Genomic DNA, 25,328 nt, shown 5'->3' with positions numbered 1-25,328 from the left:
TTATTCTCCAGTCTTCCCGCCGTCGCCGGCACCGCCAGCACGACGAGGAGCGCCACGGCGTGCACCTGCCGGGCCACCACCTTCACCATCGCGACGCGGACGGCGATCGCCACCCGGACGTGCGTTGCGGCGCGGACGCTTTTCTTCGGCGACTTCTTCAACCACCGGTGCGTCGTTGCGGCCGAGCGTATCGCCCTTGTAGACCCACACCTTCACGCCGATGATGCCGTACGTCGTCTTCGCTTCCGAAGTTGCGTAGTCGATATCAGCACGCAGCGTATGAAGCGGCACGCGACCTTCGCGATACCATTCCGTACGAGCGATTTCGATACCGTTCAGGCGGCCAGCGCTCATGATCTTGATGCCTTGAGCACCCAGACGCATTGCGTTTTGCATCGCACGCTTCATCGCGCGGCGGAACATAATCCGGCGCTCGAGCTGTTGCGTGATCGAATCCGCGATCAGTTGCGCATCGGTTTCCGGCTTGCGGATTTCTTCGATGTTGACGTGGACCGGAACGCCCATGCGGCGTTGCAGTTCCGACTTCAGCAGCTCGATATCCTCGCCCTTCTTACCGATGACCACACCCGGACGCGAGCTATAAATCGTGATGCGCGCGTTTTTTGCCGGACGCTCGATGACGACGCGACCAACCGAAGCGTTCTTCAGCTTCTTCTTCAGGTATTCACGAACACCGATGTCTTCCTGCAACATCGCCGCGAAATTGTTGTTGTTCGCGTACCAACGCGACGCCCAATTGCGGCTGACGGCCAAACGGAAGCCAGTCGGATGAATTTTCTGTCCCATCGTATGACCCCTTAATTCCCGACCGTCACAGTGATGTGACAGGATTGCTTCTCGATGCGGTTACCGCGGCCTTTAGCGCGCGCGGTAAAACGCTTGAGCGACGCAGCCTTGTCGATGTAGATGCTCGTGATCTTGAGCTCATCGATATCGGCGCCTTCGTTATGCTCCGCATTCGCGATCGCCGACAGCACGACCTTTTTCACGATTCCCGCAGCCTTCTTCGGCGAAAACGTCAGAACGTTCAGCGCCTTGTCGACCGGCAAACCGCGGATCTGGTCAGCCACAAGGCGCGTTTTCTGCGCCGAGATGCGGGCACCGCGATGAATTGCTTTCACTTCCATCATGAGCCCCTTATTTCTTAGCCTTCTTGTCGGCTGCATGACCCTTGAACGTACGGGTCAGTGCGAACTCGCCAAGCTTGTGGCCGACCATGTTTTCCGAGATGTACACCGGAACGTGTTGACGGCCGTTGTGAACGGCGATCGTCAGACCGATGAAATCCGGGAGGATCGTCGAGCGACGCGACCAGGTTTTGATCGGCTTCTTATCCCGCGAAGCTGCTGCCGCCTCAACTTTCTTCAGCAAATGGGCGTCGCAGAACGGACCTTTTTTTACAGAACGTGCCATTGCCTACTCCTTAACGCTTGTGACGGCGCTGGACGATCATGCTCGTCGTGCGCTTGTTGCTGCGGGTGCGATAACCCTTAGCAGGCGTGCCCCACGGGCTCACCGGATCGCGACCTGCAGCCGTCTTGCCTTCACCACCACCGTGCGGGTGATCGACCGGGTTCATTGCAACGCCACGCACCGTCGGGCGGATACCGCGCCAGCGGTTCGCGCCAGCCTTACCGATTTGACGGAGGCTGTGCTCTTCGTTGCCAACTTCACCAATCGTCGCGCGGCATTCAACGTGAACGCGGCGGATTTCACCCGAGCGCAGGCGGACCTGTGCGTAGATGCCTTCACGAGCCAGCAGCATCGCCGACGTGCCAGCCGAACGCGCCATTTGCGCGCCCTTGCCCGGCAGCATTTCGATGCAGTGAATCGTCGTACCGACTGGAATGTTGCGGATCGGCAGCGTGTTGCCTGCGCGGATCGGAGCTTCCGAACCCGACATCAACTGCTGGCCAACCGTCACACCCTTCGGAGCGATGATGTACTTGCGCTCGCCGTCTGCGTACAGAACCAGCGCGATGTTCGCGCTACGGTTCGGATCGTACTCAAGACGTTCGACCTTTGCCGGAATGCCGTCCTTGTTGCGACGGAAGTCGACGACACGATAGTGATGCTTATGACCACCGCCCTTATGACGGGTGGTGATGTGACCGTTGTTATTACGGCCGGCGGTCGTGGATTGCGAGTCGAGCAGCGGTGCGTACGGCTTGCCCTTATGCAGATCCTTGTTGACCACCTTGACCATCGCACGGCGGCCCGGCGAAGTCGGCTTAACTTTAACGATTGCCATGATTACTTGGCCTCCGCTTCAAAGTTGATTTCCTGGCCGGGCTTCAGGCAGACGTACGCCTTCTTCACGTCCTTGCGCTTGCCCATGAAGCGGCCAAAGCGCTTGGCTTTGCCCTTCGAGACCAGCACGTTGACGGAATTGACTTCCACCTTGAACAGTAGCTCGACTGCAGCTTTCACTTCCTGCTTCGTGGCATCGGGCGCGACTTCGAACACGACTTGCTCGTTCTTGTCGGCCACCAGCGTCGCCTTTTCGGAGATCACCGGCGCGAGCAGGACCTGCATCAAACGATGATCGTTCTTGCGAATCTCGCTCATGACAGCAACTCCTCGATCTGGGCGACCGCAGCCTTCGTGATCAGGATCTTCTTGAAGTAGATCAGCGACAGCGGGTCGGCGTAACGCGGCTCGACAACTGCCACATGGGCGAGGTTGCGCGACGCGAGGTACAGGTTTTCGTCAACCGTGTCGGTAATCACCAGCACGGAGTCGAGACCCATCGCCTTGAATTTTTCGGCCAGCAGCTTCGTCTTCGGCGCTTCGAGCGTCAGCTCGTCGACCACCGAGATGCGGCCTTCGCGGGCCAGCTGCGAGAAGATCGAGCAGAGACCTGCGCGATGCATCTTCTTGTTGACCTTGTGCGAAAAGTTTTCTTCCGGCGAATTCGGGAAGATCCGGCCACCGCCGCGCCACAACGGGCTCGACGACATACCGGCACGGGCACGGCCCGTACCCTTCTGGCGCCACGGCTTCTTGGTCGTGTGCTTGACTTGCTCACGATCCTTCTGCGCGCGGTTGCCGCTACGGGCATTCGCCTGGTACGCAACCACTACCTGGTGAATCAGGGCTTCGTTGTAATCGCGGCCGAACACGACGTCCGACGCGCTAACGCCTGCACCTTCCTGACCATTGGCATTCAGGAGCTTAAGTTCCATTATTTCGCTCCTTTCACGGCACGCGTCTTCACGGCCGGCGTAACGAATACCTTGCCACCCTTCGCACCCGGAACGGCGCCCTTGACCAGCAACAGCTTGCGGTCAGCGTCGATACGAGCGATTTCGAGGTTTTGCACGGTTACCGTATCGTCACCCATGTGACCGGTCATGCGCTTACCCGGGAAAACACGACCCGGATCCTGCGCCATACCGATCGAGCCCGGCACGTTGTGCGAGCGCGAGTTACCGTGCGATGCACGGCCAGATGCGAAGTTGTAACGCTTGATGGTACCGGCGTAGCCCTTACCAATCGACACGCCTTGCACGTCGACCTTCTGGCCTACTTCGAACAGGTCGGGGCCGACCACGGTGCCGTTCGACAACTCGGCAGCCTTGGCAGCATCGATCTGGAATTCTTTGAGGATTTCACCGGCTTGAACACCGGCTTTGGCGAGATGACCGGCCAACGGCTTCGTCACACGCGATGCACGGCGCGTACCGAATGCAACCTGCACGGCCGTGTAGCCGTCGGTTTCAACAGTCTTGATCTGCGTCACGCGGTTGTCGGACACGTCCAGCACGGTAACGGGAATCGAATCCCCTTCTGCCGTGAAGATACGGGTCATGCCAACCTTGCGACCTACGAGTCCAAGGCTCATCGTTTTCTCCATTCCCGACTGCGATTGGTCGGGGCTAATTTACAAAATGCCGGTGCCGTTTCGGGCATGAATTCATGCTGCAGCACACCGACTTTTTTGCGCCAATGCGCGAAAAGCCTTGCATTATAGCGAGGCTTTTCGTTTTCCGCAAGCAATCAATGACTTAGCGATGTCCGGCGGACCGGATAACCGCTGGAAGCCTTATTGCAGCTTGATTTCCACGTCCACGCCAGCCGGCAGATCGAGCTTCATCAGTGCGTCAACGGTCTTGTCCGTCGGATCGACGATGTCCATCAGACGTTGGTGCGTACGGATTTCGAGCTGATCGCGCGAGGTCTTGTTGACGTGCGGCGAACGCAGGATGTCGAAGCGTTGAATGCGGGTCGGCAGGGGCACCGGACCACGAACGATTGCGCCAGTCCGCTTTGCCGTGTCGACGATTTCAGCTGCCGATTGATCGATCAGACGATAGTCGAAAGCCTTCAGGCGAATGCGGATTTTCTGGTTCTGCATGACAATTCCTTGGAAAAGAGCGAGGCGGTATTGCACCGCCAGACAATAAAAGAACGTAGAGCCGGGCGCCCGCTGAGGGCCGGCGCCCGGCTCCGGGCACCACTTACAGCAAATACGTCAATCCGCGATTTTACTCGAGAATCTTGGCAACCACACCTGCGCCGACCGTACGGCCGCCTTCGCGGATTGCGAAACGCAGACCTTCTTCCATCGCGATCGGGTTGATCAGCTTCACCGTGATCGACACGTTGTCGCCCGGCATGACCATTTCCTTGTCCTTCGGCAACTCGATCGAGCCCGTCACGTCCGTCGTACGGAAGTAGAACTGCGGACGATAGTTGTTGAAGAACGGCGTGTGACGGCCACCTTCGTCCTTGCTCAGCACATACACTTCAGCCGTGAAGTGCGTATGCGGGTTGATCGAACCCGGCTTCGCCAGCACCTGGCCACGCTCCACGTCTTCACGCTTCGTGCCGCGCAGCAGGATACCCACGTTGTCGCCCGCCTGACCCTGGTCCAGCAGCTTGCGGAACATTTCCACGCCCGTGCAGGTCGTCTTCACCGTCGGCTTGATACCGACAATTTCGATTTCCTCGCCGACCTTCACGACGCCGCGCTCAACGCGACCCGTCACCACCGTGCCGCGACCCGAGATCGAGAACACGTCTTCCACCGGCATCAGGAACGCGCCGTCAACTGCGCGCTCCGGCGTCGGGATGTACGTGTCCAGCGCGTCGGCCAGATTCATGATCGCCACTTCGCCCAGCTCGCCCTTGTCGCCTTCCAGCGCCAGCTTGGCCGAACCCTTGATGATCGGCGTGTCGTCGCCCGGGAAGTCGTACTTCGACAGAAGTTCGCGAACTTCCATCTCGACCAGTTCCAGCAGCTCAGCGTCGTCCACCATGTCGCACTTGTTCAGGAACACGATGATGTACGGCACGCCAACCTGACGCGCCAGCAGGATGTGCTCACGCGTTTGCGGCATCGGGCCGTCTGCGGCCGAGCACACCAGGATCGCGCCGTCCATCTGCGCTGCGCCCGTGATCATGTTCTTCACATAGTCAGCGTGGCCCGGGCAGTCGACGTGTGCGTAGTGGCGGTTAGCCGTTTCGTACTCGACGTGTGCCGTGTTGATCGTGATGCCACGCGCCTTTTCTTCCGGCGCCGCGTCGATCTGGTCGTATGCCTTCGCTTCGCCGCCAAACTTCTGCGTCAGAACCGTCGTGATCGCTGCCGTCAGCGTGGTCTTGCCGTGGTCAACGTGACCGATCGTGCCGACGTTCACGTGCGGCTTGGTCCGTTCGAATTTACCTTTAGCCATGTTTCTCTTCTTTCAAAAAGTTAATCGTTGAATGACTTGCCGCGCGATTACTTCGACTTCGCGTTGATGATCGCTTCGGACACGTTACGCGGTGCTTCGGAGTAGTGCTTGAACTCCATCGTGTACGTTGCACGACCTTGGGTCAGCGAACGCAGCGACGTCGAGTAGCCGAACATTTCCGACAGCGGGACTTCGGCGCGAACGATCTTGCCGCCGCCAACCATGTCGTCCATGCCCTGAACGATACCGCGACGACCCGACAGGTCGCCCATCACGTTGCCCATGTAATCTTCAGGCGTTTCGACTTCCACAGCCATCATCGGCTCGAGGATGACCGGTTGAGCCTTGCGCATTGCTTCCTTGAACGCCATCGAACCGGCCATGCGGAACGCATTTTCGTTCGAGTCAACGTCATGGTACGAACCGAACGTCAGGTGAACCTTGACGTCGACGACCGGGAAGCCTGCCAGCACGCCTGCCTTCAGCGTTTCCTGGATACCCTTGTCCACCGCCGGGATGTATTCGCGCGGAATCACGCCGCCCTTGATCTCGTCGAGGAACTCGTAGCCCTTGCCTTGCTCATTCGGCTCGAGCGTGATGACCGCGTGACCGTACTGGCCGCGACCACCCGACTGCTTGACGAACTTGCCGTCAACGTCTTCCGCCTTGCCGCGAATCGTTTCGCGGTAAGCAACCTGCGGCTTGCCGACGGTCGCTTCCACGCCGAATTCGCGCTTCATGCGGTCAACCAGAATTTCCAGGTGAAGCTCGCCCATGCCCGAAATAATGGTTTGGCCCGATTCTTCGTCCGTTTGAACGCGGAACGACGGATCTTCCTGTGCCAGACGGTTCAGCGCCAGACCCATCTTTTCCTGGTCAGGCTTCGTCTTCGGCTCAACAGCCTGCGAAATCACCGGCTCCGGGAAAATCATGCGTTCGAGCACGATCGGGCTTTGCGGATCGCACAGCGTGTCGCCGGTCGTTGCGTCTTTCAGGCCGACCGCGGCAGCGATGTCGCCTGCGCGGACTTCCTTGATTTCTTCGCGCTGGTTCGCGTGCATCTGCAGAATACGACCCAGACGTTCCTTCTTGTCCTTGGTCGCGTTCAGCACGGTGTCACCGGAATTCACAACGCCCGAGTACACGCGGAAGAAGATCAGCTGGCCGACGAACGGGTCGGTCATGATCTTGAATGCCAGTGCCGAGAACTTTTCGTCGTCGGCAGCGCGGCGCTCGCCCTTTTCACCGTTTTCCAGCTCGCCGGTAACCGGCGGGATGTCGACCGGCGACGGCAGGAAGTCGAGCACGGCGTCCAGCATACGTTGCACGCCCTTGTTCTTGAACGCGGTACCGCACAGCATCGGCTGGATTTCGCAAGCGATCGTACGGTCGCGCAGACCCTTAACGATTTCCGCTTCCGTCAGCTCGCCCTCTTCGAGGTACTTGTTCATCAGGTCTTCGCTCGACTCAGCAGCCGCTTCGACCATCTTTTCGCGCCACTCGTTGCACGAATCGAGCAATTCCGCCGGGATCTCTTCGTACGAGAACTTCGTGCCTTGCGACGCGTCGTCCCAAATGATCGCTTTCATCTTCAGCAGATCGACGACGCCCGTGAAGTTTTCTTCCGCGCCGATAGGCACCACGACCGGAACCGGGTTCGCCTTCAGACGCAGCTTGAGCTGGTCGTAAACCTTGAAGAAGTTCGCGCCGGTACGGTCCATCTTGTTGATGAACGCGAGACGGGGAACCTTGTACTTGTTAGCCTGACGCCACACGGTTTCCGACTGGGGCTGAACGCCGCCCACAGCGCAGTAGACCATGCACGCGCCGTCGAGCACGCGCATCGAGCGCTCAACTTCAATCGTGAAGTCGACGTGGCCCGGGGTGTCGATGATGTTGATGCGGTGCTCAGCGCGGTCGCCGGCCATGCCTTTCCAGAACGCCGTGGTAGCAGCGGACGTGATCGTGATGCCGCGTTCCTGCTCCTGCTCCATCCAGTCCATGGTGGCAGCGCCGTCGTGAACTTCACCAATCTTGTGGTTCACGCCGGTGTAGAACAAGATGCGCTCGGTCGTCGTCGTTTTGCCGGCGTCGATGTGAGCGCTAATACCGATGTTACGGTAGCGCTCGATAGGTGTCTTGCGAGCCACTTTGATCCTCTATTGGGATGACGCGATGCGAGAAAATGCCCATCGCGCTGTAACACAAACGGGCGAGGCGCTTTGTAAGCGCACCCGCCCGGAATTTCTTTCCGTTTTTTCTGCTAAACCCGGGTTCGGGAAGCTTAGAAACGGAAGTGCGAGAACGCCTTGTTGGCTTCTGCCATCCGGTGAACTTCGTCGCGCTTCTTCATTGCGCCGCCACGGCCTTCGGCCGCTTCGGAGAGTTCACCTGCCAGACGCAGGGCCATCGACTTCTCGCTGCGCTTCTTCGCGGCTTCACGCAGCCAACGCATCGCCAATGCCATACGACGCGACGGGCGCACTTCGACCGGAACCTGATAGTTCGCACCACCAACGCGGCGGCTCTTCACTTCGACCACCGGCTTGACGTTGTTGAGCGCTACCGTGAACACTTCCAGCGGGTCCTTGCCACCCTTGGTCTGGATCTGTTCGAAAGCGCCGTACACGATACGCTCGGCAACCGACTTCTTGCCAGAGAGCATCAGCACGTTCATGAACTTAGCTACATCAACGTTACCGAACTTCGGATCCGGCAACACTTCCCGCTTGGGGACTTCGCGACGACGCGGCATGTTTCTTCCTTTAACTTTTCAGTTGGAGCTATTTTTAGCCCCGCGGCCACCAACTAACCCGATTCATCTCTAACGACTTACCAGCCTGGTCGGGTGACCACTTACTCGACAGCGCCGGCGATTCCGGCACCACCGCTATTACCGCCCTTGCAGGCGACGTGAAACTACTGACCGGCTAGTTACTTGCCAGCCTTGGCACGCTTCGCACCGTACTTCGAGCGAGCCTGCTTACGATCCTTGACGCCCTGGGTATCCAGCGAGCCGCGAACCATGTGGTAACGCACACCCGGCAAGTCCTTCACACGGCCGCCGCGAATCAGCACGACCGAGTGTTCCTGCAGGTTGTGGCCTTCACCACCGATGTACGAAATCACTTCAAAGCCGTTCGTCAGGCGCACCTTCGCAACCTTACGGAGTGCCGAGTTCGGCTTCTTCGGCGTCGTGGTGTACACACGGGTGCACACGCCGCGACGCTGGGGGCAGTCCTGCAAAGCCGGGCTCTTGCTCTTCGTCGTTTCCGACGCGCGGCCTTTGCGAACCAGTTGATTGATGGTTGGCATTGTTTATTCCTGAAATTGAACAAAATCGACGCATCTGTTTCCGGGCAAAGCAGAAACGATTGCGCATCGAACTTCCGGACCGGTAGTCGGCGTACGAATCGACTTCGTGCGCAGGCATTCCAAGAACCGGAACCTAGCATAATATTCCGAAAATACTAAGGGAGTCAACAGGTTGCGATGTTTCGCATCCCTGCCGACCCGCTCAGGCACTCGCTGAGCGCTCAGTCGGCGGCGACGACTTCCAGCAATTCGTCGCCGAAACGGTCAAGTTTGCGCGCGCCCATACCCGGAATGCCGCGCAAATCCTCGATCGAGTCAGGGCCGTTGCGAGCAATTTCCGCCAAGGTCGCGTCGTGGAATATCACATATGCCGGCACGCCGTCGCTCTTGGCCGTTTCGGTGCGCCACGCGCGCAGACGCTCCCAGCGCGCGCGTTCACGCGGGCCCATGCCGATCGTCGGGTCGGCGCGCTCGCTGGTGCGGCCGGACGATTGACGCGTGCGCGTCGGCTTCACATAACGGCGCATCGTGACGTTCTGCCCGCCCTTGAGGACCGGCTTGCTTGCCTCGGTCAGGACCAGTGAGCCGAAGCCTTCGTGGTCGACCGTTAGATAGCCGAATGCGACCAGTTGGCGAAATACCGCGCGCCACTCCGGCTCGCCTAGCGCCGAGCCAATGCCGAACGTAGTCAGTTTCTCGTGACCGCGCTGCACGATTTTCTCGCTGCTGTTGCCACGCAGAATGTCGATCAGATGGCCGGCGCCGAAATGAAAGCCGCTCGCCCGCTGGGCGCGGAACACGCACGATAGCGCCATCTGCGCCTCGCGCGTCGCATCCCATGTGTCCGGCGGTTCAATGCAGTTGTCACAGTTGCCGCAAGGTTTGCTCGATTCGCCGAAATACGCGAGCAGTCGCACACGCCGGCAGGTCGCCGCTTCGCACAGTCCCAGCAGCGCATCCAGCTTGCCCGTTTGTACGCGTTTGTGCGCGTCGTCGGCGTCGGATTCGTCGATCATCTTGCGCTGCTGCACGACGTCGCCGAGACCGTAGGCCATCCACGCGTTCGCCGGCATGCCGTCGCGGCCCGCGCGGCCCGTTTCCTGGTAATAGCCCTCGACGCTCTTCGGCAAGTCGAGGTGAGCGACGAAGCGTACGTCCGGTTTGTCGATGCCCATGCCGAACGCGATCGTCGCGCACATCACGATCCCTTCCTCGCGCTGAAACATCTCCTGATGCTTCTGGCGGATTTCGAACTCCATCCCGGCGTGGTACGGCAGCGCGCGCATGCCTTTTTCCTTCAGCCACTCCGCCGTCTCTTCGACCTTGCGACGCGACAAGCAATAGACCACGCCGGCGTCGGTCGTGCCGTCCGGCTTCGAATGCTCGGCGCGGATGAAGTCCAGCAATTGCGTACGCGCGTTGTCTTTTTCGACGATGCGATAGCGGATGTTCGGCCGGTCGAAGCTCGACACGAAAATGCGCGCGTCATCCAACGCGAGGCGGTGGATGATCTCATCGCGCGTGATGGCATCCGCGGTGGCCGTGAGCGCGATTCGCGGCACGTTCGGAAAGCGCTCGTGCAGCACAGATAGCTGAATGTATTCCGGCCGGAAATCGTGCCCCCATTGCGACACGCAATGGGCCTCGTCGATGGCGAACAAGCCAATGCGCGTGCGCTCCAGCAGTTCCTGAAAACGGGGCGTCATCAACCTCTCCGGCGCCACGTAGAGCAGATCAATATCACCGTCGCGCAACGCGCGCTCCGTTGCCATCGCCTCGGCGCTCGACAGCGTCGAATTCAGATACGCCGCGCGTACGCCCACTTCGGTGAGCGCGGCCACCTGATCCTGCATCAACGCGATCAGCGGAGAGACGACGATGCCCGTGCCGAAACCGCCTTCGCGGCGCACCAGCGACGGAATCTGATAGCAGAGGGACTTGCCGCCGCCCGTCGGCATCAGCACGAGACAATCGCCGCCGCCGGCGACGTGCTCGACAATTTCACCCTGCTGTCCTCTGAACGCGGGGTAACCGAAGACTTCGTTGAGGATTTCGAGGGGACGGGACATGAATTTGAGAGAAGCAGCGTGATGCCGGTGACACGAATTTTACCAACGCATTCGTGCTGCGCCCGCGCTTTGATGCAGCGTTAGCCGTTTGGCCTACTAGTCCGCAAAAAAGTGCAAAAAGAAAAGCGCATAAAAAAAAGCCGCTCAGTCGAAACTGAGCGGCTTCGCTGGCTGGTCAGCCCCAAGCGGCTTGCGCCGCCAGGACTTACTCGCCTGAGTGCTGCTGTTCGGCGGCCGGGGTTTCCGGCGTACCGAATTCGAACGACTCTTCCGCTGCGATCTGATCGAAACGCTCGCGGTCGGACAGTTCCTTGCTCTTGCGTGCCTTGTGGAACGCGAGACCCGTACCGGCCGGAATCAGACGGCCGACGATCACGTTTTCCTTCAGACCACGCAGGTCGTCGCGCTTGCCCATGATCGCCGCTTCGGTCAGCACGCGGGTCGTTTCCTGGAACGACGCCGCCGAGATGAACGAATCGGTCGACAACGAGGCCTTCGTGATACCGAGCAAGACGTTTTCGTACGTTGCCGGACGCTTGTCTTCCGCGATCATACGGTCGTTCTCGTCGAGCATATCCGACCGCTCGACCTGTTCGCCCGGGATGAAACGCGTATCGCCGTTGTCCGTAATCTGCACGCGGCGCAGCATCTGACGAACAATCACTTCAATGTGCTTGTCGTTGATCTTCACGCCTTGCAGACGGTACACGTCCTGCACTTCGTCCACGATGTAACGCGACAGCGCTTCGACGCCCTGCAAACGCAGAATGTCGTGCGGATCCGCCGGCCCGTCGACGATCATTTCGCCCTTGTTGACGACTTGACCATCGTGCACCAGAACCTGCTTTTCCTTCGCGATCAGGAACTCGTGCTGGTTGCCCTCGAGGTCCGTGATAACGAGACGCTGCTTGCCCTTCGTGTCCTTACCGAACGACGTCGTACCCGTGACTTCCGCCAGGATACCTGCGTCCTTCGGCGAACGTGCTTCGAACAGTTCCGCCACACGCGGCAGACCGCCGGTAATGTCACGCGTCTTCTGCGATTCAGTCGGGATACGTGCGAGCACTTCACCGACCTGCACTTGCTGACCGTCCTTCACGGTGATCAGAGCGCCGACCTGGAAGCCGATCTGCACCGAGTGCTCGGTGTTCGGGATCTTGACTTCTTCGCCGTTCGCGTCGAGCAGCTTGACCTGCGGACGCACCGTCTTCGACGCTTGCGAACCACGACGCTTCACGTCGATCACGACCAGCGTGGACAGACCCGTCACGTCGTCGATCTGCTTGGCAACCGTCACGCCTTCTTCGACGTTTTCGAACTTCACCGTACCACCGTACTCGGTGATGATCGGACGCGTCATCGGATCCCACGTCGCCAGCTGCGTGCCGGCCTTGATCTGCGCGCCGTCCAGTTGCAACAGCGTCGCGCCGTACGGCACCTTGTGACGTTCGCGCTCGCGGCCGTGGTCGTCGGTGATCATCGCTTCGCCCGAACGCGAGATGACGATCTGCTCGCCCTTCGCGTTGGTGACATAACGCATCGTTGCCGTGAAACGCACCGTGCCGTTCGACTTGGCTTCAACCGACGAAGCCACTGCCGCACGCGATGCCGCACCACCGATGTGGAACGTACGCATCGTGAGCTGCGTGCCCGGTTCACCGATCGACTGCGCAGCGATCACGCCGACTGCTTCACCAACGTTGACCGACGAGCCGCGGCCCAGGTCGCGGCCGTAGCAGGCTGCGCACAGACCGTAACGCGTTTCGCAAGTCAGCGGCGTACGCACGCGCACTTCGTCGATGCCGAGGCGTTCGATTTCTTCGACCGCGTCTTCGTCGAGCAACGTGCCCGTTTCGTACAGCGTTTCCTGCGATTCCGGATTGACGACGTCAGCCACCGTCACGCGACCCAAAATACGGTCACGCAGCGCTTCGACGACTTCACCGCCTTCGACCAACGCCTTCATGGCGACACCGTTGGACGTACCGCAATCGTCCTCGACCACCACCAAGTCTTGCGTCACGTCGACGAGACGACGCGTCAGGTAACCCGAGTTTGCCGTCTTCAGTGCCGTATCAGCCAGACCCTTACGTGCGCCGTGGGTCGAGATGAAGTACTGCAACACGTTCAGGCCTTCACGGAAGTTCGCCGTAATCGGCGTCTCGATGATCGAGCCGTCCGGCTTCGCCATCAGGCCACGCATACCGGCCAGCTGACGAATCTGAACCGCGGAACCACGAGCACCGGAGTCCGCCATCATGTAAATCGAGTTGAACGATTCCTGACGCGTTTCGTTGCCGTCGCGATCCGTGACCGGTTCCGTCGACAGCTGCTCCATCATCGCCTTGCCGACTGCTTCCGACGTTGCCGACCAGATGTCGACCACGTTGTTGTAGCGCTCTTGCGACGTGACGAGGCCCGACATGTACTGACGGTCGTATTCCTTCACCTTCTTCGCGGCGTCGCCGACGATGGTTTCCTTCTGCGGCGGCACGAGCATGTCGTCGACGCAGATCGAGATACCAGCGCGCGTTGCCAGACGGAAACCCGACTGCATCAACTGGTCGGCGAAAATCACCGTTTCGCGCAGACCGCACTTGCGGAATGCGGTGTTGATGAGGCGCGAGATTTCCTTCTTCTTCAGCGGCTTGTTGAGCACCGAGAACGGCAGGCCCGGCGGAAGAATTTCCGACAGGATTGCGCGGCCGACGGTGGTCGGGTACAGCGTGATCTTCGGCACGAACGCCGGCGCACCTTCCGACTTGTCTTCGTTATGGACCATTTCGGTGATCCGCACGTTGACGCGCGAGGCGAGCTCGACTTCCTTGTTTTCGTACGCACGCAGCGCTTCCGAGACGCCCGTGAACGTCAGGCCTTCGCCCTTGCCGTTCACTGCTTCACGAGTCGCGTAGTACAAACCGAGCACGATATCCTGCGACGGCACGATCGACGGATCGCCGTTAGCCGGGAACAGGACGTTGTTCGACGCCAGCATCAGCGTGCGCGCTTCCATCTGCGCTTCCAGCGACAGCGGCACGTGAACAGCCATCTGGTCACCGTCGAAGTCGGCGTTGAACGCCGCGCAAACGAGCGGGTGCAGCTGGATTGCCTTACCTTCGATCAGCACCGGCTCGAAAGCCTGAATGCCAAGACGGTGCAGCGTCGGCGCACGGTTCAGCATGACCGGATGTTCGCGAATGACTTCTTCGAGAATGTCCCACACCACCGGCGTCTGGTTCTCGACTTCCTTCTTCGCAGCCTTGATGGTGGTAGCGACACCCATCACTTCCAGCTTGTTGAAGATGAACGGCTTGAACAGTTCGAGCGCCATCAGCTTCGGCAGACCGCACTGATGCAGCTTGAGCGTCGGGCCGACCACGATCACTGAACGGCCCGAGTAGTCAACGCGCTTACCGAGCAAGTTCTGACGGAAACGACCGCCCTTACCCTTGATCATGTCAGCGAGCGACTTCAGCGGACGCTTGTTCGCGCCGGTCATGGCCTTACCGCGACGACCGTTGTCGAGCAGCGAATCGACGGCTTCCTGCAGCATCCGCTTTTCGTTGCGGACGATGATTTCAGGCGCCTTCAGTTCGAGCAGACGCTTCAACCGGTTGTTACGGTTGATCACGCGGCGATACAGGTCGTTCAGGTCCGACGTCGCGAAACGGCCGCCGTCCAACGGCACCAGCGGACGCAGTTCCGGCGGCAGCACCGGCAGCACTTCGAGCACCATCCAGTCAGGCTTGATGCCCGAACGCTGGAAAGCCTCGAGCACCTTCAGGCGCTTCGCGTACTTCTTGATCTTCGCTTCCGAACCCGTGTTCTTAAGTTCGGTGCGCAGCATCTCGACCTGTTCGTCGATGTTGATCGCGCGCAGCAGTTCGCGCACGCCTTCCGCGCCCATTTCAGCGCGGAATTCGTCACCGTACTCTTCGACCTTGTTGTAGTAATCCTCTTCCGTCATGATCTGCCGCGCTTTCAGCGGCGTCATGCCCGGATCGATCACCACATATGCTTCGAAGTACAGCACGCGTTCGATGTCGCGCAGCGTCATGTCGAGCACCATGCCCAGACGCGACGGCAGCGACTTCAGGAACCAGATGTGCGCAACCGGCGAGGCCAGTTCAATGTGGCCCATCCGTTCGCGACGCACCTTCGCCAGCGTCACTTCGACGCCGCACTTCTCGCAGATCACGCCACGGTGCTTCAGGCGCTTGTACTTGCCGCACAGGCATTCGTAGTCTTTGATCGGCCCGAAGATCTTCGCGCAGAACAAACCATCGCGTTCCGGCTTGAACGTCCGGTAGTTGATGGTTTCCGGCTTCTTGACTTCACCGAACGACCACGAACGGATCTTGTCCGGCGAAGCCAGACCGATCTTGATCGCGTCAAAAACTTCAGGCTGTTGGACTTGCTTGAATAGATCGAGCAGAGCTTTCATTGCTTTCTCTCCGTAGTCCGATTAGTTGCGGTCGAGGTCGATGTCGATACCGAGCGAGCGGATTTCCTTCACCAACACGTTGAAGGATTCCGGCATGCCGGCGTCGATCACGTGATCGCCCTTGACCAGGTTTTCATAAACCTTGGTCCGGCCTGTCACGTCGTCCGACTTCACCGTCAGCATTTCCTGCAGCACGTACGATGCGCCGTACGCTTCGAGCGCCCACACTTCCATTTCACCGAAACGCTGGCCACCGAACTGCGCCTTACCGCCCAACGGCTGCTGCGTCACGAGCGAGTACGGGCCCGTGGAACGCGCGTGCATCTTGTCGTCGACCAAGTGGTGCAGCTTCAGGTAGTGCATGTAGCCGACCGTCACCGTACGTTCGAACATCTCGCCCGTGCGGCCGTCGTACAGACGCACCTGATTCTTCGACGGCGTCATGCCGAGGTTCTTCGCGATGTCGTCCGGGAATGCCAGATCCAGCGCGCGCGACATTTCTTCTTCCGTCGCACCGTCGAACACCGGCGTGGCAAACGGCACGCCTTCGCGCAGGTTCTTCGCCAGTTCGACGATCTCGTCGTCCGTGAAGCTGTCCAGCTCTTCGGCGCGGCCCGACTCGTTGTAGATCTTCGTCAGGAATTCGCGCAGTTCTTCGATCTTCGCCTGACGCTGCAGCATTTCGCCGATACGCCAGCCGAGACCCTTCGCGGCCCAACCCAGATGCACTTCGAGAACCTGACCCACGTTCATCCGCGACGGCACGCCGAGCGGGTTCAGAACGACGTCAGCCGGACGGCCGTCGGCCATGTACGGCATGTCTTCGATCGGAACGATCTTGGACACCACACCCTTGTTACCGTGACGGCCGGCCATCTTGTCGCCAGGCTGCAGGCGGCGCTTGACTGCCAGGTAAACCTTGACCATCTTCAACACGCCCGGCGGCAGTTCGTCGCCTTGCGTGAGCTTCTTGCGTTTTTCTTCGAACGCCAGATCGAACTGGTGACGCTTCTGTTCGATCGAGTCCTTGATAGCTTCGAGCTGGGCCGCTGCTTCTTCGTCCGCGAGGCGGATGTCGAACCAGTGGTAGTGATCCAGATCTTCCAGGTAAGCCTGTTCGATCTTCGTGCCCTTCGCGAGCTTCTTCGGACCGCCGTTCGCGACCTTGCCGGTCAGCATACGTGCGAGACGCTGGAAGGCGTCGCCTTCCACGATACGCAGCTGGTCGTTCAGGTCAAGGCGATAGCGCTTCAGTTCATCGTCGATGATCTGTTGCGCACGCTTGTCGCGCTGAATGCCTTCACGCGTGAACACTTGAACGTCGATCACCGTGCCGCTCATGCCCGACGGCACGCGCAGCGACGTGTCCTTCACGTCCGAAGCCTTCTCGCCGAAGATCGCGCGCAGCAGCTTTTCTTCCGGCGTCAGCTGGGTTTCGCCCTTAGGCGTGACCTTGCCGACCAGCACGTCGCCTGCTTCGACTTCAGCGCCGATGTAGACGATGCCCGACTCGTCGAGACGGCCGAGCTGCACTTCAGCCAGGTTCGAGATGTCGCGCGTGATTTCTTCAGGTCCGAGCTTCGTATCGCGAGCAACGACGTTCAGTTCTTCGATGTGGATCGACGTGTAACGGTCGTCAGCAACCACCTTCTCCGAGATCAAAATCGAGTCTTCGAAGTTGTAGCCGTTCCACGGCATGAACGCGACCAGCATGTTCTGGCCGAGAGCCAGTTCGCCGAGATCGGTCGATGCACCATCAGCCAGCACGTCGCCACGCGACACGATGTCGCCGACCTTCACGATCGGGCGCTGGTTGATGTTCGTGTTCTGGTTCGAACGCGTGTACTTGATCAGGTTGTAGATGTCCACGCCGACGTCGCCAGCAACGGCTTCATCGTCGTTCACGCGGATCACCATACGGCCTGCGTCGACGTAATCGACCACACCGCCGCGGAATGCCTGAACCGTCGTACCCGAGTCGACTGCCACCGTGCGCTCGATACCCGTACCGACCACGGCCTTTTCAGGACGCAGACACGGCACAGCCTGACGCTGCATGTTCGAACCCATCAATGCGCGGTTCGCGTCATCGTGCTCGAGGAACGGAATCAGCGATGCTGCCACCGACACGATCTGCGACGGCGCCACGTCCATGTACTGGATGCGGTCCGGCGTGACCATCAGCGTTTCGCCTGCTTCACGCGACGACACCAGTTCGTCGGTCAGCGAGCCGTCAGCAGCAACCGCCGCGTTCGCCTGAGCGATCACGTAACGGCCTTCTTCGATCGCCGACAGGTAGTCGATCTGATCGGTCACCTTGCTGTCCACAACCTTGCGATACGGCGTTTCGAGGAAGCCGTATTCGTTCAGGTGCGCATACAGAGCGAGCGAGTTGATCAGGCCGATGTTCGGACCTTCCGGCGTTTCAATCGGGCAAACGCGACCGTAGTGAGTCGGGTGCACGTCGCGGACTTCAAACCCAGCGCGCTCACGCGTCAAACCGCCCGGGCCAAGAGCCGAAACACGGCGCTTGTGGGTGATTTCCGACAGCGGGTTCGTTTGGTCCATGAACTGCGACAGCTGCGACGAACCGAAGAACTCGCGAATCGCCGACGAAATCGGCTTCGAGTTGATCAGGTCGTGCGGCATCAGGTTTTCGCTTTCGGCCTGGCCGAGGCGTTCCTTCACAGCACGTTCGACACGCACGAGACCTGCGCGGAACTGGTTTTCCGCCAGTTCGCCGACGCAACGCACACGACGATTGCCCAAGTGGTCGATGTCGTCCACTTCGCCCTTGCCGTTACGCAGCTCGACCAGGATCTTGATCGTGGCGAGGATGTCGTCGTCTTGCAGCGTCATCGGGCCGACGATTTCGTCGCGGCCAACACGACGATTGAACTTCATACGACCCACCTTGGACAGGTCGTATGCGTCTTCGCTGTAGAACAGACGGTTGAACAGCGCCTCGACCGCTTCTTCGGTCGGCGGTTCGCCCGGACGCATCATGCGGTAGATCGCGATGCGCGCGGCCATCTTGTCCGCGGTTTCGTCGATACGCAGCGTCGACGAAATGTACGGACCTTGATCCAGATCGTTCGTGTAGAGCGTCTGGATGTCTTTGATCTTCGACTCGCGCAGCTTCTCGAGGACGGTTTCCGTGATTTCGTCGTTCGCGTTGGCGATGACTTCACCGGTGTCGCCGTCGACGACGTTCTTCGCCAGCACGCGGCCGAGCAGATAGTCTTCCGGGACCGAGATGAACTTGGTCTTGGCGTTGTCGAGGTCGCGAATGTGCTTCGCGTTGATCCGCTTGTCCTTCTGGACGATCACGTTGCCATCACGGTCCGTGATGTCGAAACGCGCGACTTCGCCACGCAGACGCTCCGGCACGAATTCCATCTGCGCGCCTTCCGGCATCAGCGTGAAATTGTCGAACACGAAGAAGTTTGCGAGGATCTGTTCCGGCGTGAGGCCGATTGCCTTCAGCAGGATCGTGACCGGCATCTTGCGGCGACGGTCGACGCGGAAGTACAGCACGTCCTTCGGGTCGAACTCGAAATCGAGCCACGAACCGCGGTAAGGAATGATACGTGCCGAGAACAGGAGCTTGCCCGAGCTGTGCGTCTTGCCCTTGTCGTGTTCGAAGAACACGCCCGGCGAACGGTGCAACTGCGAAACGATCACACGTTCCGTGCCGTTGATGACGAACGAACCTGTCGGCGTCATGAGCGGAATTTCGCCCATGTACACTTCCTGTTCCTTCACTTCCTTGACGACCGGCTTGCTCGGCGATTCCTTGTCGAGCAGCACCAGACGCACTTTCGCGCGCAGGGCCGAGCAGTACGTCAAACCGCGCTGCTGACATTCCTTGATGTTGAATGCCGGCGGCGACAGCATGTAGCTGACGAACTCTAGACGAGCGAACCCGTTATGCGAAACAATCGGAAAAACGGAGGTAAACGCAGCTTGCAGGCCTTCCGGCTTGCGTTGCGTGGACGACGTGTCTGCTTGCAGAAACGTGCTGAATGATTCAAGCTGGGTAGCCAGCAGGAAAGGTACTTGGTGAACGATGGGGCGCTTCGCAAAACTCTTGCGAATACGCTTCTTCTCGGTGAAGGAATATTGCATACGATCTCCGAATCACGGCGGGCATTGTTGTCGAGGCAGGATACCTTGATGAGACAACCCGAGTGTTCACCGACTGAGACCCGATGGCCGTCCGATGGCTTGAACGAGCCTAGAAGCTTGGTGGTTGGCCGCTACCAACCGCTGGCTGACGGCAGCGGATGCCTATGTTGCCCGCTACCCGACCAAACTTGCCTTCTGCAGTCGCTTCAGAAGACAAAGAGAAACGCCGGTCAATGTTGCCGAAAGGCGGTTTTCTTTGGCTTCTGGGGCGTCTGTTCTTGCCGAAATTAGCTGGCAAAAACGTAGTCCCCACAAAGCACAAAAAGGCCGGCGGTGGAAAACCGCCAGCCTTCGCACAGCGCGCTGAAACTTACTTGATTTCAGCCTTCGCGCCGGCTTCTTCCAGCTTCTTCTTGGCTTCTTCAGCAGCAGCCTTCGGTACCGATTCCTTAACAGGCTTCGGTGCGCCGTCGACCAGGTCTTTCGCTTCCTTCAGGCCAAGACCCGTCAGTTCACGAACAGCCTTAATGACCGAAACCTTGTTCGCGCCGACTTCCGTCAGGTTGACCGTGAATTCGGTTTGCTCTTCAGCAGCAGCAGCAGCGCCGCCGCCTGCCGGGCCTGCCACTGCAACAGCAGCTGCCGACACGCCAAACTTTTCTTCGAACGCCTTGACCAGTTCGTTCAGTTCCAGAACCGACATCGAGCTTACTGCCTCGAGGATGTCTTCTTTTGCGATTGCCATTTGAAATACTCCTAAATTGAATTCGGATACAGCCAGCGATCAATCACGCTCGACTGAAGTGCATTACGCAGCGGTTTCTTCGCCTTGTTTCTTTTCTGCCAGCGCGGCCAGAGCGCGCGCAAAGCCGGAAACAGGTGCCTGCATAACGTACAACAGCTTGGAGAGCAGTTCTTCGCGGCTCGGGATGTTTGCCAGCGCTTGCACGCCAGCCTTGTCCATCACCTTGCCTTCGTAGGAACCAGCCTTGATGATCAACTTGTCATTGGTTTTGCCGAAGTCGTTGACGACCTTAGCAGCAGCAATTGCATCTTCCGAGATGCCGTAGATCAGGGGACCAGTCATCTGCTCTGCCAGCGGAGCAAACGGGGTACCTTCGACAGCGCGACGCGCCAACGTGTTTTTCAACACGCGAAGGTAAACCTGTTGCTCACGCGCTTTCGCGCGCAGCTTGGTCAGATCGCCAACCGCGATTCCACGATACTCAGCCAGAACCACGGTCTGGGCTTTCGCGACTTGCGCGGCAACCTCAGCGACGACGGCCTGCTTGCTTTCTTTGTTGAGTGGCACGGTTAACCTCCAGATTCGATACACGCGGCGTGCGCCTTGTGTATCGCGTTCAATAACGGCGTCCGACCAGTCAGGAGTATTTCGACCGCCCGACACCCGCATTGCTGCGGAGATCGACCGGCTTCATCACTACAAAACCTTTTCGGGTTCGCCATCTGCGTTGGCTTTGCATTAAGGACTCGCCCACCTGCTGCGTGCCCGCCAACGGTCTTTGACAACCGGCTGTGCCATGCAAACTGCCATTTCACAACCGCCCAAAGCCCATAAAACCGCCCCGACTTTCGCCGAGGCGATGAATTTTCTTACTGTGCTGCCAGCGATGCCTGGTCGACGCGAACGCCGACACCCATCGTGCTCGACAGCGCAACCTTGCGCAGGTAGATACCCTTGCTCGTTGCCGGTTTCGCTTTTTGCAGCGCGTCGACGAGAGCGTTCAGGTTGCTACGCAGAGCCGTCGGCTCGAACGAAGCACGGCCGATAGTGGCGTGGATGATACCGGCCTTGTCGACACGGAATTGCACCTGACCAGCCTTGGCGTTCTTGACCGCGGTCGCGACGTCCGGCGTAACCGTACCGACCTTCGGGTTCGGCATCAAGCCGCGCGGGCCGAGGATCTGACCGAGCGTACCGACGACGCGCATCGTATCCGGCGAAGCGATCACGATGTCGAAGTCCAGCTTGCCAGCCTTGACTTGTTCAGCCAGGTCTTCCATACCGACGACTTCCGCGCCGGCTGCACGGGCCTGTTCAGCCTTTTCGCCTTGTGCGAACACGGCGACGCGGACCGACTTACCGGTACCTGCCGGCAGAACGACCGAGCCACGAACCACTTGGTCCGACTTCTTCGCGTCGATGCCGAGTTGCACTGCAACGTCGATCGACTCGTCGAACTTCGCGCTTGCGCATTCCTTCACGAGCGACAGCGCTTCATCGATTGCGTACAGCTTTTGACGATCGACCTTGGCTGCAAATGCTTGCAGACGCTTTGAAAGCTTAGCCATTTACACGCCCTCCACGGTGATGCCCATCGAGCGGGCGCTACCAGCGATCGTACGAACCGCTGCGTCCAGATCAGCTGCCGTCAGATCGGGCATCTTGGTCTTGGCGATGTCTTCAGCTTGAGCGCGGGTGATCTTGCCGACCTTGTCGGTATGCGGCTTGCTCGAACCCTTGTCGATCTTCGCTGCCTTCTTGATCAGAACCGTAGCCGGCGGCGTCTTCAGAACGAACGTGAAGCTCTTGTCCGCAAACGCGGTGATCACGACCGGAATCGGCAGACCCGGTTCCAGCGCTTGAGTCTGCGCGTTGAACGCCTTGCAGAACTCCATGATGTTCAGGCCGCGTTGACCCAGTGCCGGACCAACCGGCGGCGACGGATTGGCTTTACCTGCAGGAATCTGCAGCTTGATAAAGCCGATGATTTTCTTTGCCATGTTGAAAACCTCTTTGGAACACCGCATGGGTACATGCGGGAGTTCAGTGAGTAGTAGCGCGCGTTCGCCGAAAAACTGGGTACTTACGCTCCTCAACGGCCATTACGCGGACCGTAAGCGCGAAATACGAAACGCACCGACTGGTGCGCTCCGTAGAATTTTGGATTACAGCTTTTCGACCTGGCCGAATTCCAGCTCGACCGGCGTTGCGCGGCCGAAAATCGTAACGGAAACGCGGACGCGCGACTTTTCGTAGTTCACTTCTTCGACGCTGCCGTTGAAATCCGTGAACGGACCGTCCTTCACCCGCACCATCTCGCCGACTTCGAACAGGGTCTTCGGACGCGGCTTTTCCACGCCTTCCTGCATTTGCGACATGATCTTCTCGACCTCCCGTGGGGAAATCGGACTCGGACGATTACGCGCACCACCAACGAAACCCGTCACCTTTGCCGTATTTTTCACGAGGTGCCACGTCTCGTCAGTCATTTCCATCTCCACGAGCACATAGCCCGGGAAGAAACGACGCTCGGTCACCGATTTGTGACCGCCCTTCACCTCGACCACTTCTTCAGTCGGAACAAGGATTTGACCAAACTGGTCTTGCATGCCAGCACGTTCGATGCGCTCCTGAAGCGCACGTTGCACGCTCTTCTCCATGCCGGAGTAGGCGTGCACGACGTACCAACGCTTGCCGCTCGGGGATGCCGGAGTATCGCTCATATCATTTCCAACCCAGAATCACCGAGAAAATCGCCCATTCGATGGATTTATCACTAATCCAAAGAAAGATCGCCATGACGAACACGAAGCCGAACACTACGAGCGTTGTCTGGGTAGCCTCTTTGCGAGTCGGCCAAACAACCTTGCGGACTTCCTTATACGAATCTTTGGCGAAAGCGATGAAACCCTTGCCAGGCGCGGAGAGAAGACCGACTGCAACACCCGCGATCGCACCAACAGCCAAGGCAGCTCCGCGGACGTACCATTCCTGGCCGCTAAGCCAGAAGAACCCCACGAACCCGGCCAAGACCAACAATACGCCCCCGACGAGCATCAGCTTGTCGCCGGATGTATTTACAGTTTCGACGGAAGGATTCGCCATAACACCTTAACGAAGCGCCACATACGGCGCGAGAGTTGGCAGGGGCAGAGGGAATCGAACCCCCAACCTTCGGTTTTGGAGACCGACGCTCTGCCAGTTGAGCTATACCCCTAAACCATTTGGGGTTGACGACACCGCCAACCCCGAAACTACCGATCAACGAGAACTATCTGGCGTTACTCGAGGATCTTGGCAACCACACCTGCACCGACCGTACGGCCGCCTTCGCGGATTGCGAAGCGCAGACCTTCTTCCATCGCGATCGGGTTGATCAGCTTCACCGTGATCGACACGTTGTCGCCCGGCATGACCATTTCCTTGTCCTTCGGCAACTCGATCGAGCCCGTCACGTCCGTCGTACGGAAGTAGAACTGCGGACGATAGTTGTTGAAGAACGGCGTGTGACGGCCACCTTCGTCCTTGCTCAGCACATACACTTCAGCCGTGAAGTGCGTATGCGGGTTGATCGAACCCGGCTTCGCCAGCACCTGGCCACGCTCCACGTCTTCACGCTTCGTGCCGCGCAGCAGGATACCCACGTTGTCGCCCGCCTGACCCTGGTCCAGCAGCTTGCGGAACATTTCCACGCCCGTGCAGGTCGTCTTCACCGTCGGCTTGATACCGACAATTTCGATTTCCTCGCCGACCTTCACGACGCCGCGCTCAACGCGACCCGTCACCACCGTGCCGCGACCCGAGATCGAGAACACGTCTTCCACCGGCATCAGGAACGCGCCGTCAACTGCGCGCTCCGGCGTCGGGATGTACGTGTCCAGCGCGTCGGCCAGATTCATGATCGCCACTTCGCCCAGCTCGCCCTTGTCGCCTTCCAGCGCCAGCTTGGCCGAACCCTTGATGATCGGCGTGTCGTCGCCCGGGAAGTCGTACTTCGACAGAAGTTCGCGAACTTCCATCTCGACCAGTTCCAGCAGCTCAGCGTCGTCCACCATGTCGCACTTGTTCAGGAACACGATGATGTACGGCACGCCAACCTGACGCGCCAGCAGGATGTGCTCACGCGTTTGCGGCATCGGGCCGTCTGCGGCCGAGCACACCAGGATCGCGCCGTCCATCTGCGCTGCGCCCGTGATCATGTTCTTCACATAGTCAGCGTGGCCCGGGCAGTCGACGTGTGCGTAGTGGCGGTTAGCCGTTTCGTACTCGACGTGTGCCGTGTTGATCGTGATGCCACGCGCCTTTTCTTCCGGCGCCGCATCGATCTGGTCGTACGCCTTCGCTTCGCCGCCAAACTTCTGCGTCAGAACCGTCGTGATCGCTGCCGTCAGCGTGGTCTTGCCGTGGTCAACGTGACCGATCGTGCCGACGTTCACGTGCGGCTTGGTCCGCTCAAACTTACCCTTGGCCATTTTCGACTCCTAAGAGGATTTTTCCGTACGTTGCGCCGGGCGCAAACAATCACCGAGTACTTCTGGTGCCCATGGGCAGGATCGAACTGCCGACCTCTCCCTTACCAAGGGAGTGCTCTACCACTGAGCCACATGGGCGCTACTTCTGTGTTGCTGGAGCGGGTGAAGGGAATCGAACCCTCGTCGTAAGCTTGGAAGGCTTCTGCTCTACCATTGAGCTACACCCGCAAGGATTCATGGATTCCCAACAACTGCTACAACTTGCATTCTGGTGGAGGAGGTTGGATTCGAACCAACGTAGGCGTAAGCCAACAGATTTACAGTCTGCCCCCTTTAGCCACTCGGGCACCCCTCCGCAGAGAACTGATGATTATGGGGGAACAACCGCTTGTTGTCAAGACTTGCTTGACTGCACCAAACCCAAAGCTCTCACTTATATAGTGACTGCTGCCTCCC

General features: G+C 59.2%; 23 protein-coding genes and 4 tRNA genes. 1 reads left to right on the top strand and 26 read right to left on the bottom strand.

Annotation, left to right across the window (positions count from 1 at the left end; translation table 11 throughout):
* The 15 genes from rpsC to rpoB all read right to left on the bottom strand — a co-directional run bounded on the left by rpsC (position 1) and on the right by rpoB (position 19,655).
* The gene (rpsC, locus tag P0D80_RS23250) at positions 1–807 is read right to left on the bottom strand and encodes a 30S ribosomal protein S3 (protein WP_011490053.1); all 807 of its coding nucleotides are present in this window, start codon (positions 805–807) and stop codon (positions 1–3) included.
* Between the two features lie 11 nt (positions 808–818).
* Positions 819–1,151 (bottom strand): 50S ribosomal protein L22, encoded by a 333-nt coding sequence (gene rplV, locus P0D80_RS23245; protein WP_007180133.1) that lies wholly within the window; start codon positions 1,149–1,151, stop codon positions 819–821.
* Positions 1,152–1,158: 7 nt separating this feature from the next.
* Positions 1,159–1,434: a 30S ribosomal protein S19 gene (gene rpsS, locus P0D80_RS23240; protein WP_004199273.1), complete on the bottom strand. Its 276-nt coding sequence runs from the start codon at positions 1,432–1,434 to the stop codon at positions 1,159–1,161.
* Between the two features lie 10 nt (positions 1,435–1,444).
* The gene (gene rplB, locus P0D80_RS23235) at positions 1,445–2,272 is read right to left on the bottom strand and encodes a 50S ribosomal protein L2 (RefSeq protein WP_132376697.1); all 828 of its coding nucleotides are present in this window, start codon (positions 2,270–2,272) and stop codon (positions 1,445–1,447) included.
* A gap of 2 nt (positions 2,273–2,274) precedes the next feature.
* A complete protein-coding gene (gene rplW, locus P0D80_RS23230; RefSeq protein WP_007180135.1) occupies positions 2,275–2,589 on the bottom strand; it encodes a 50S ribosomal protein L23 in 315 nt (104 codons plus the stop codon).
* Entirely contained in the window at positions 2,586–3,206 is a 621-nt protein-coding gene (rplD, locus tag P0D80_RS23225) for a 50S ribosomal protein L4 (protein ID WP_007180136.1), read from the bottom strand. Before rplD ends, rplW begins: the two co-directional genes overlap by 4 nt.
* Positions 3,206–3,865 carry a 50S ribosomal protein L3 gene (rplC, locus tag P0D80_RS23220; RefSeq protein WP_007180137.1) on the bottom strand — a complete coding sequence of 220 codons (660 nt, stop codon included), beginning with the start codon at positions 3,863–3,865 and terminating at the stop codon, positions 3,206–3,208. The genes rplD and rplC overlap by 1 nt, the downstream gene beginning before the upstream one ends.
* A 201-nt stretch (positions 3,866–4,066) precedes the next feature.
* Positions 4,067–4,378 carry a 30S ribosomal protein S10 gene (gene rpsJ, locus P0D80_RS23215; RefSeq protein WP_006998489.1) on the bottom strand — a complete coding sequence of 104 codons (312 nt, stop codon included), beginning with the start codon at positions 4,376–4,378 and terminating at the stop codon, positions 4,067–4,069.
* Positions 4,379–4,508: 130 nt separating this feature from the next.
* Positions 4,509–5,699 (bottom strand): elongation factor Tu, encoded by a 1,191-nt coding sequence (gene tuf, locus P0D80_RS23210; RefSeq protein WP_012434572.1) that lies wholly within the window; start codon positions 5,697–5,699, stop codon positions 4,509–4,511.
* Positions 5,700–5,746: 47 nt separating this feature from the next.
* On the bottom strand, positions 5,747–7,849 hold the full coding sequence (gene fusA / locus P0D80_RS23205) for an elongation factor G (protein WP_408179035.1): 2,103 nt from the start codon (positions 7,847–7,849) through the stop codon (positions 5,747–5,749).
* Positions 7,850–7,983: 134 nt separating this feature from the next.
* Complete coding sequence (gene rpsG, locus P0D80_RS23200; protein ID WP_006053291.1) at positions 7,984–8,454, bottom strand: 30S ribosomal protein S7; 471 nt, start codon at positions 8,452–8,454, stop codon at positions 7,984–7,986.
* Positions 8,455–8,633: 179 nt separating this feature from the next.
* On the bottom strand, positions 8,634–9,014 hold the full coding sequence (gene rpsL / locus P0D80_RS23195; RefSeq protein WP_006998493.1) for a 30S ribosomal protein S12: 381 nt from the start codon (positions 9,012–9,014) through the stop codon (positions 8,634–8,636).
* A 221-nt stretch (positions 9,015–9,235) separates the two neighbouring features.
* A complete protein-coding gene (gene recQ, locus P0D80_RS23190; RefSeq protein WP_408179034.1) occupies positions 9,236–11,083 on the bottom strand; it encodes a DNA helicase RecQ in 1,848 nt (615 codons plus the stop codon).
* Between the two features lie 205 nt (positions 11,084–11,288).
* On the bottom strand, positions 11,289–15,527 hold the full coding sequence (gene rpoC / locus P0D80_RS23185; protein WP_132376694.1) for a DNA-directed RNA polymerase subunit beta': 4,239 nt from the start codon (positions 15,525–15,527) through the stop codon (positions 11,289–11,291).
* A gap of 21 nt (positions 15,528–15,548) precedes the next feature.
* Positions 15,549–19,655 carry a DNA-directed RNA polymerase subunit beta gene (rpoB, locus tag P0D80_RS23180; protein ID WP_132376693.1) on the bottom strand — a complete coding sequence of 1,369 codons (4,107 nt, stop codon included), beginning with the start codon at positions 19,653–19,655 and terminating at the stop codon, positions 15,549–15,551.
* Between the two features lie 124 nt (positions 19,656–19,779).
* Here rpoB and P0D80_RS23175 point away from each other — a divergent pair, with 124 nt between their 5' ends.
* On the top strand, positions 19,780–20,022 hold the full coding sequence (locus P0D80_RS23175) for a hypothetical protein (protein ID WP_132376692.1): 243 nt from the start codon (positions 19,780–19,782) through the stop codon (positions 20,020–20,022).
* 3 nt (positions 20,023–20,025) lie between these two features.
* On the opposite strand, the gene rplL is transcribed toward P0D80_RS23175, so the two are convergent.
* The 11 genes from rplL to P0D80_RS23120 form a co-directional block, all read right to left on the bottom strand.
* Positions 20,026–20,400, bottom strand: coding sequence for a 50S ribosomal protein L7/L12 (gene rplL, locus P0D80_RS23170; protein ID WP_011490060.1), 375 nt, complete (start codon positions 20,398–20,400; stop codon positions 20,026–20,028).
* Positions 20,401–20,463: 63 nt separating this feature from the next.
* Positions 20,464–20,967, bottom strand: a complete 504-nt coding sequence (gene rplJ / locus P0D80_RS23165) for a 50S ribosomal protein L10 (RefSeq protein ID WP_007180144.1) — start codon at positions 20,965–20,967, stop codon at positions 20,464–20,466.
* Positions 20,968–21,269: 302 nt separating this feature from the next.
* Complete coding sequence (gene rplA / locus P0D80_RS23160; RefSeq protein ID WP_132376691.1) at positions 21,270–21,968, bottom strand: 50S ribosomal protein L1; 699 nt, start codon at positions 21,966–21,968, stop codon at positions 21,270–21,272.
* Entirely contained in the window at positions 21,969–22,400 is a 432-nt protein-coding gene (gene rplK / locus P0D80_RS23155; RefSeq protein WP_007180146.1) for a 50S ribosomal protein L11, read from the bottom strand.
* A gap of 165 nt (positions 22,401–22,565) precedes the next feature.
* A complete protein-coding gene (gene nusG / locus P0D80_RS23150; protein WP_007180147.1) occupies positions 22,566–23,123 on the bottom strand; it encodes a transcription termination/antitermination protein NusG in 558 nt (185 codons plus the stop codon).
* A 1-nt stretch (position 23,124) separates the two neighbouring features.
* Complete coding sequence (gene secE, locus P0D80_RS23145) at positions 23,125–23,505, bottom strand: preprotein translocase subunit SecE (protein WP_132376690.1); 381 nt, start codon at positions 23,503–23,505, stop codon at positions 23,125–23,127.
* Between the two features lie 36 nt (positions 23,506–23,541).
* Positions 23,542–23,617 (bottom strand) — tRNA-Trp (locus P0D80_RS23140).
* Between the two features lie 64 nt (positions 23,618–23,681).
* Positions 23,682–24,872, bottom strand: a complete 1,191-nt coding sequence (gene tuf / locus P0D80_RS23135; RefSeq protein WP_012434572.1) for an elongation factor Tu — start codon at positions 24,870–24,872, stop codon at positions 23,682–23,684.
* A gap of 63 nt (positions 24,873–24,935) precedes the next feature.
* A tRNA-Thr gene (locus P0D80_RS23130) sits at positions 24,936–25,010 on the bottom strand.
* Positions 25,011–25,026: 16 nt separating this feature from the next.
* A tRNA-Gly gene (locus P0D80_RS23125) sits at positions 25,027–25,100 on the bottom strand.
* Positions 25,101–25,141: 41 nt separating this feature from the next.
* Positions 25,142–25,227, bottom strand: a tRNA-Tyr gene (locus tag P0D80_RS23120).
* Positions 25,228–25,328: the final 101 nt, after the last annotated feature.

Source organism: Paraburkholderia sp. RL17-373-BIF-A (assembly GCF_046030175.1).
Lineage (GTDB): Bacteria > Pseudomonadota > Gammaproteobacteria > Burkholderiales > Burkholderiaceae > Paraburkholderia.
The sequence above is the reverse complement of the archived record's forward strand: the minus strand, read 5'-3'. Positions and strand labels throughout refer to the sequence as shown.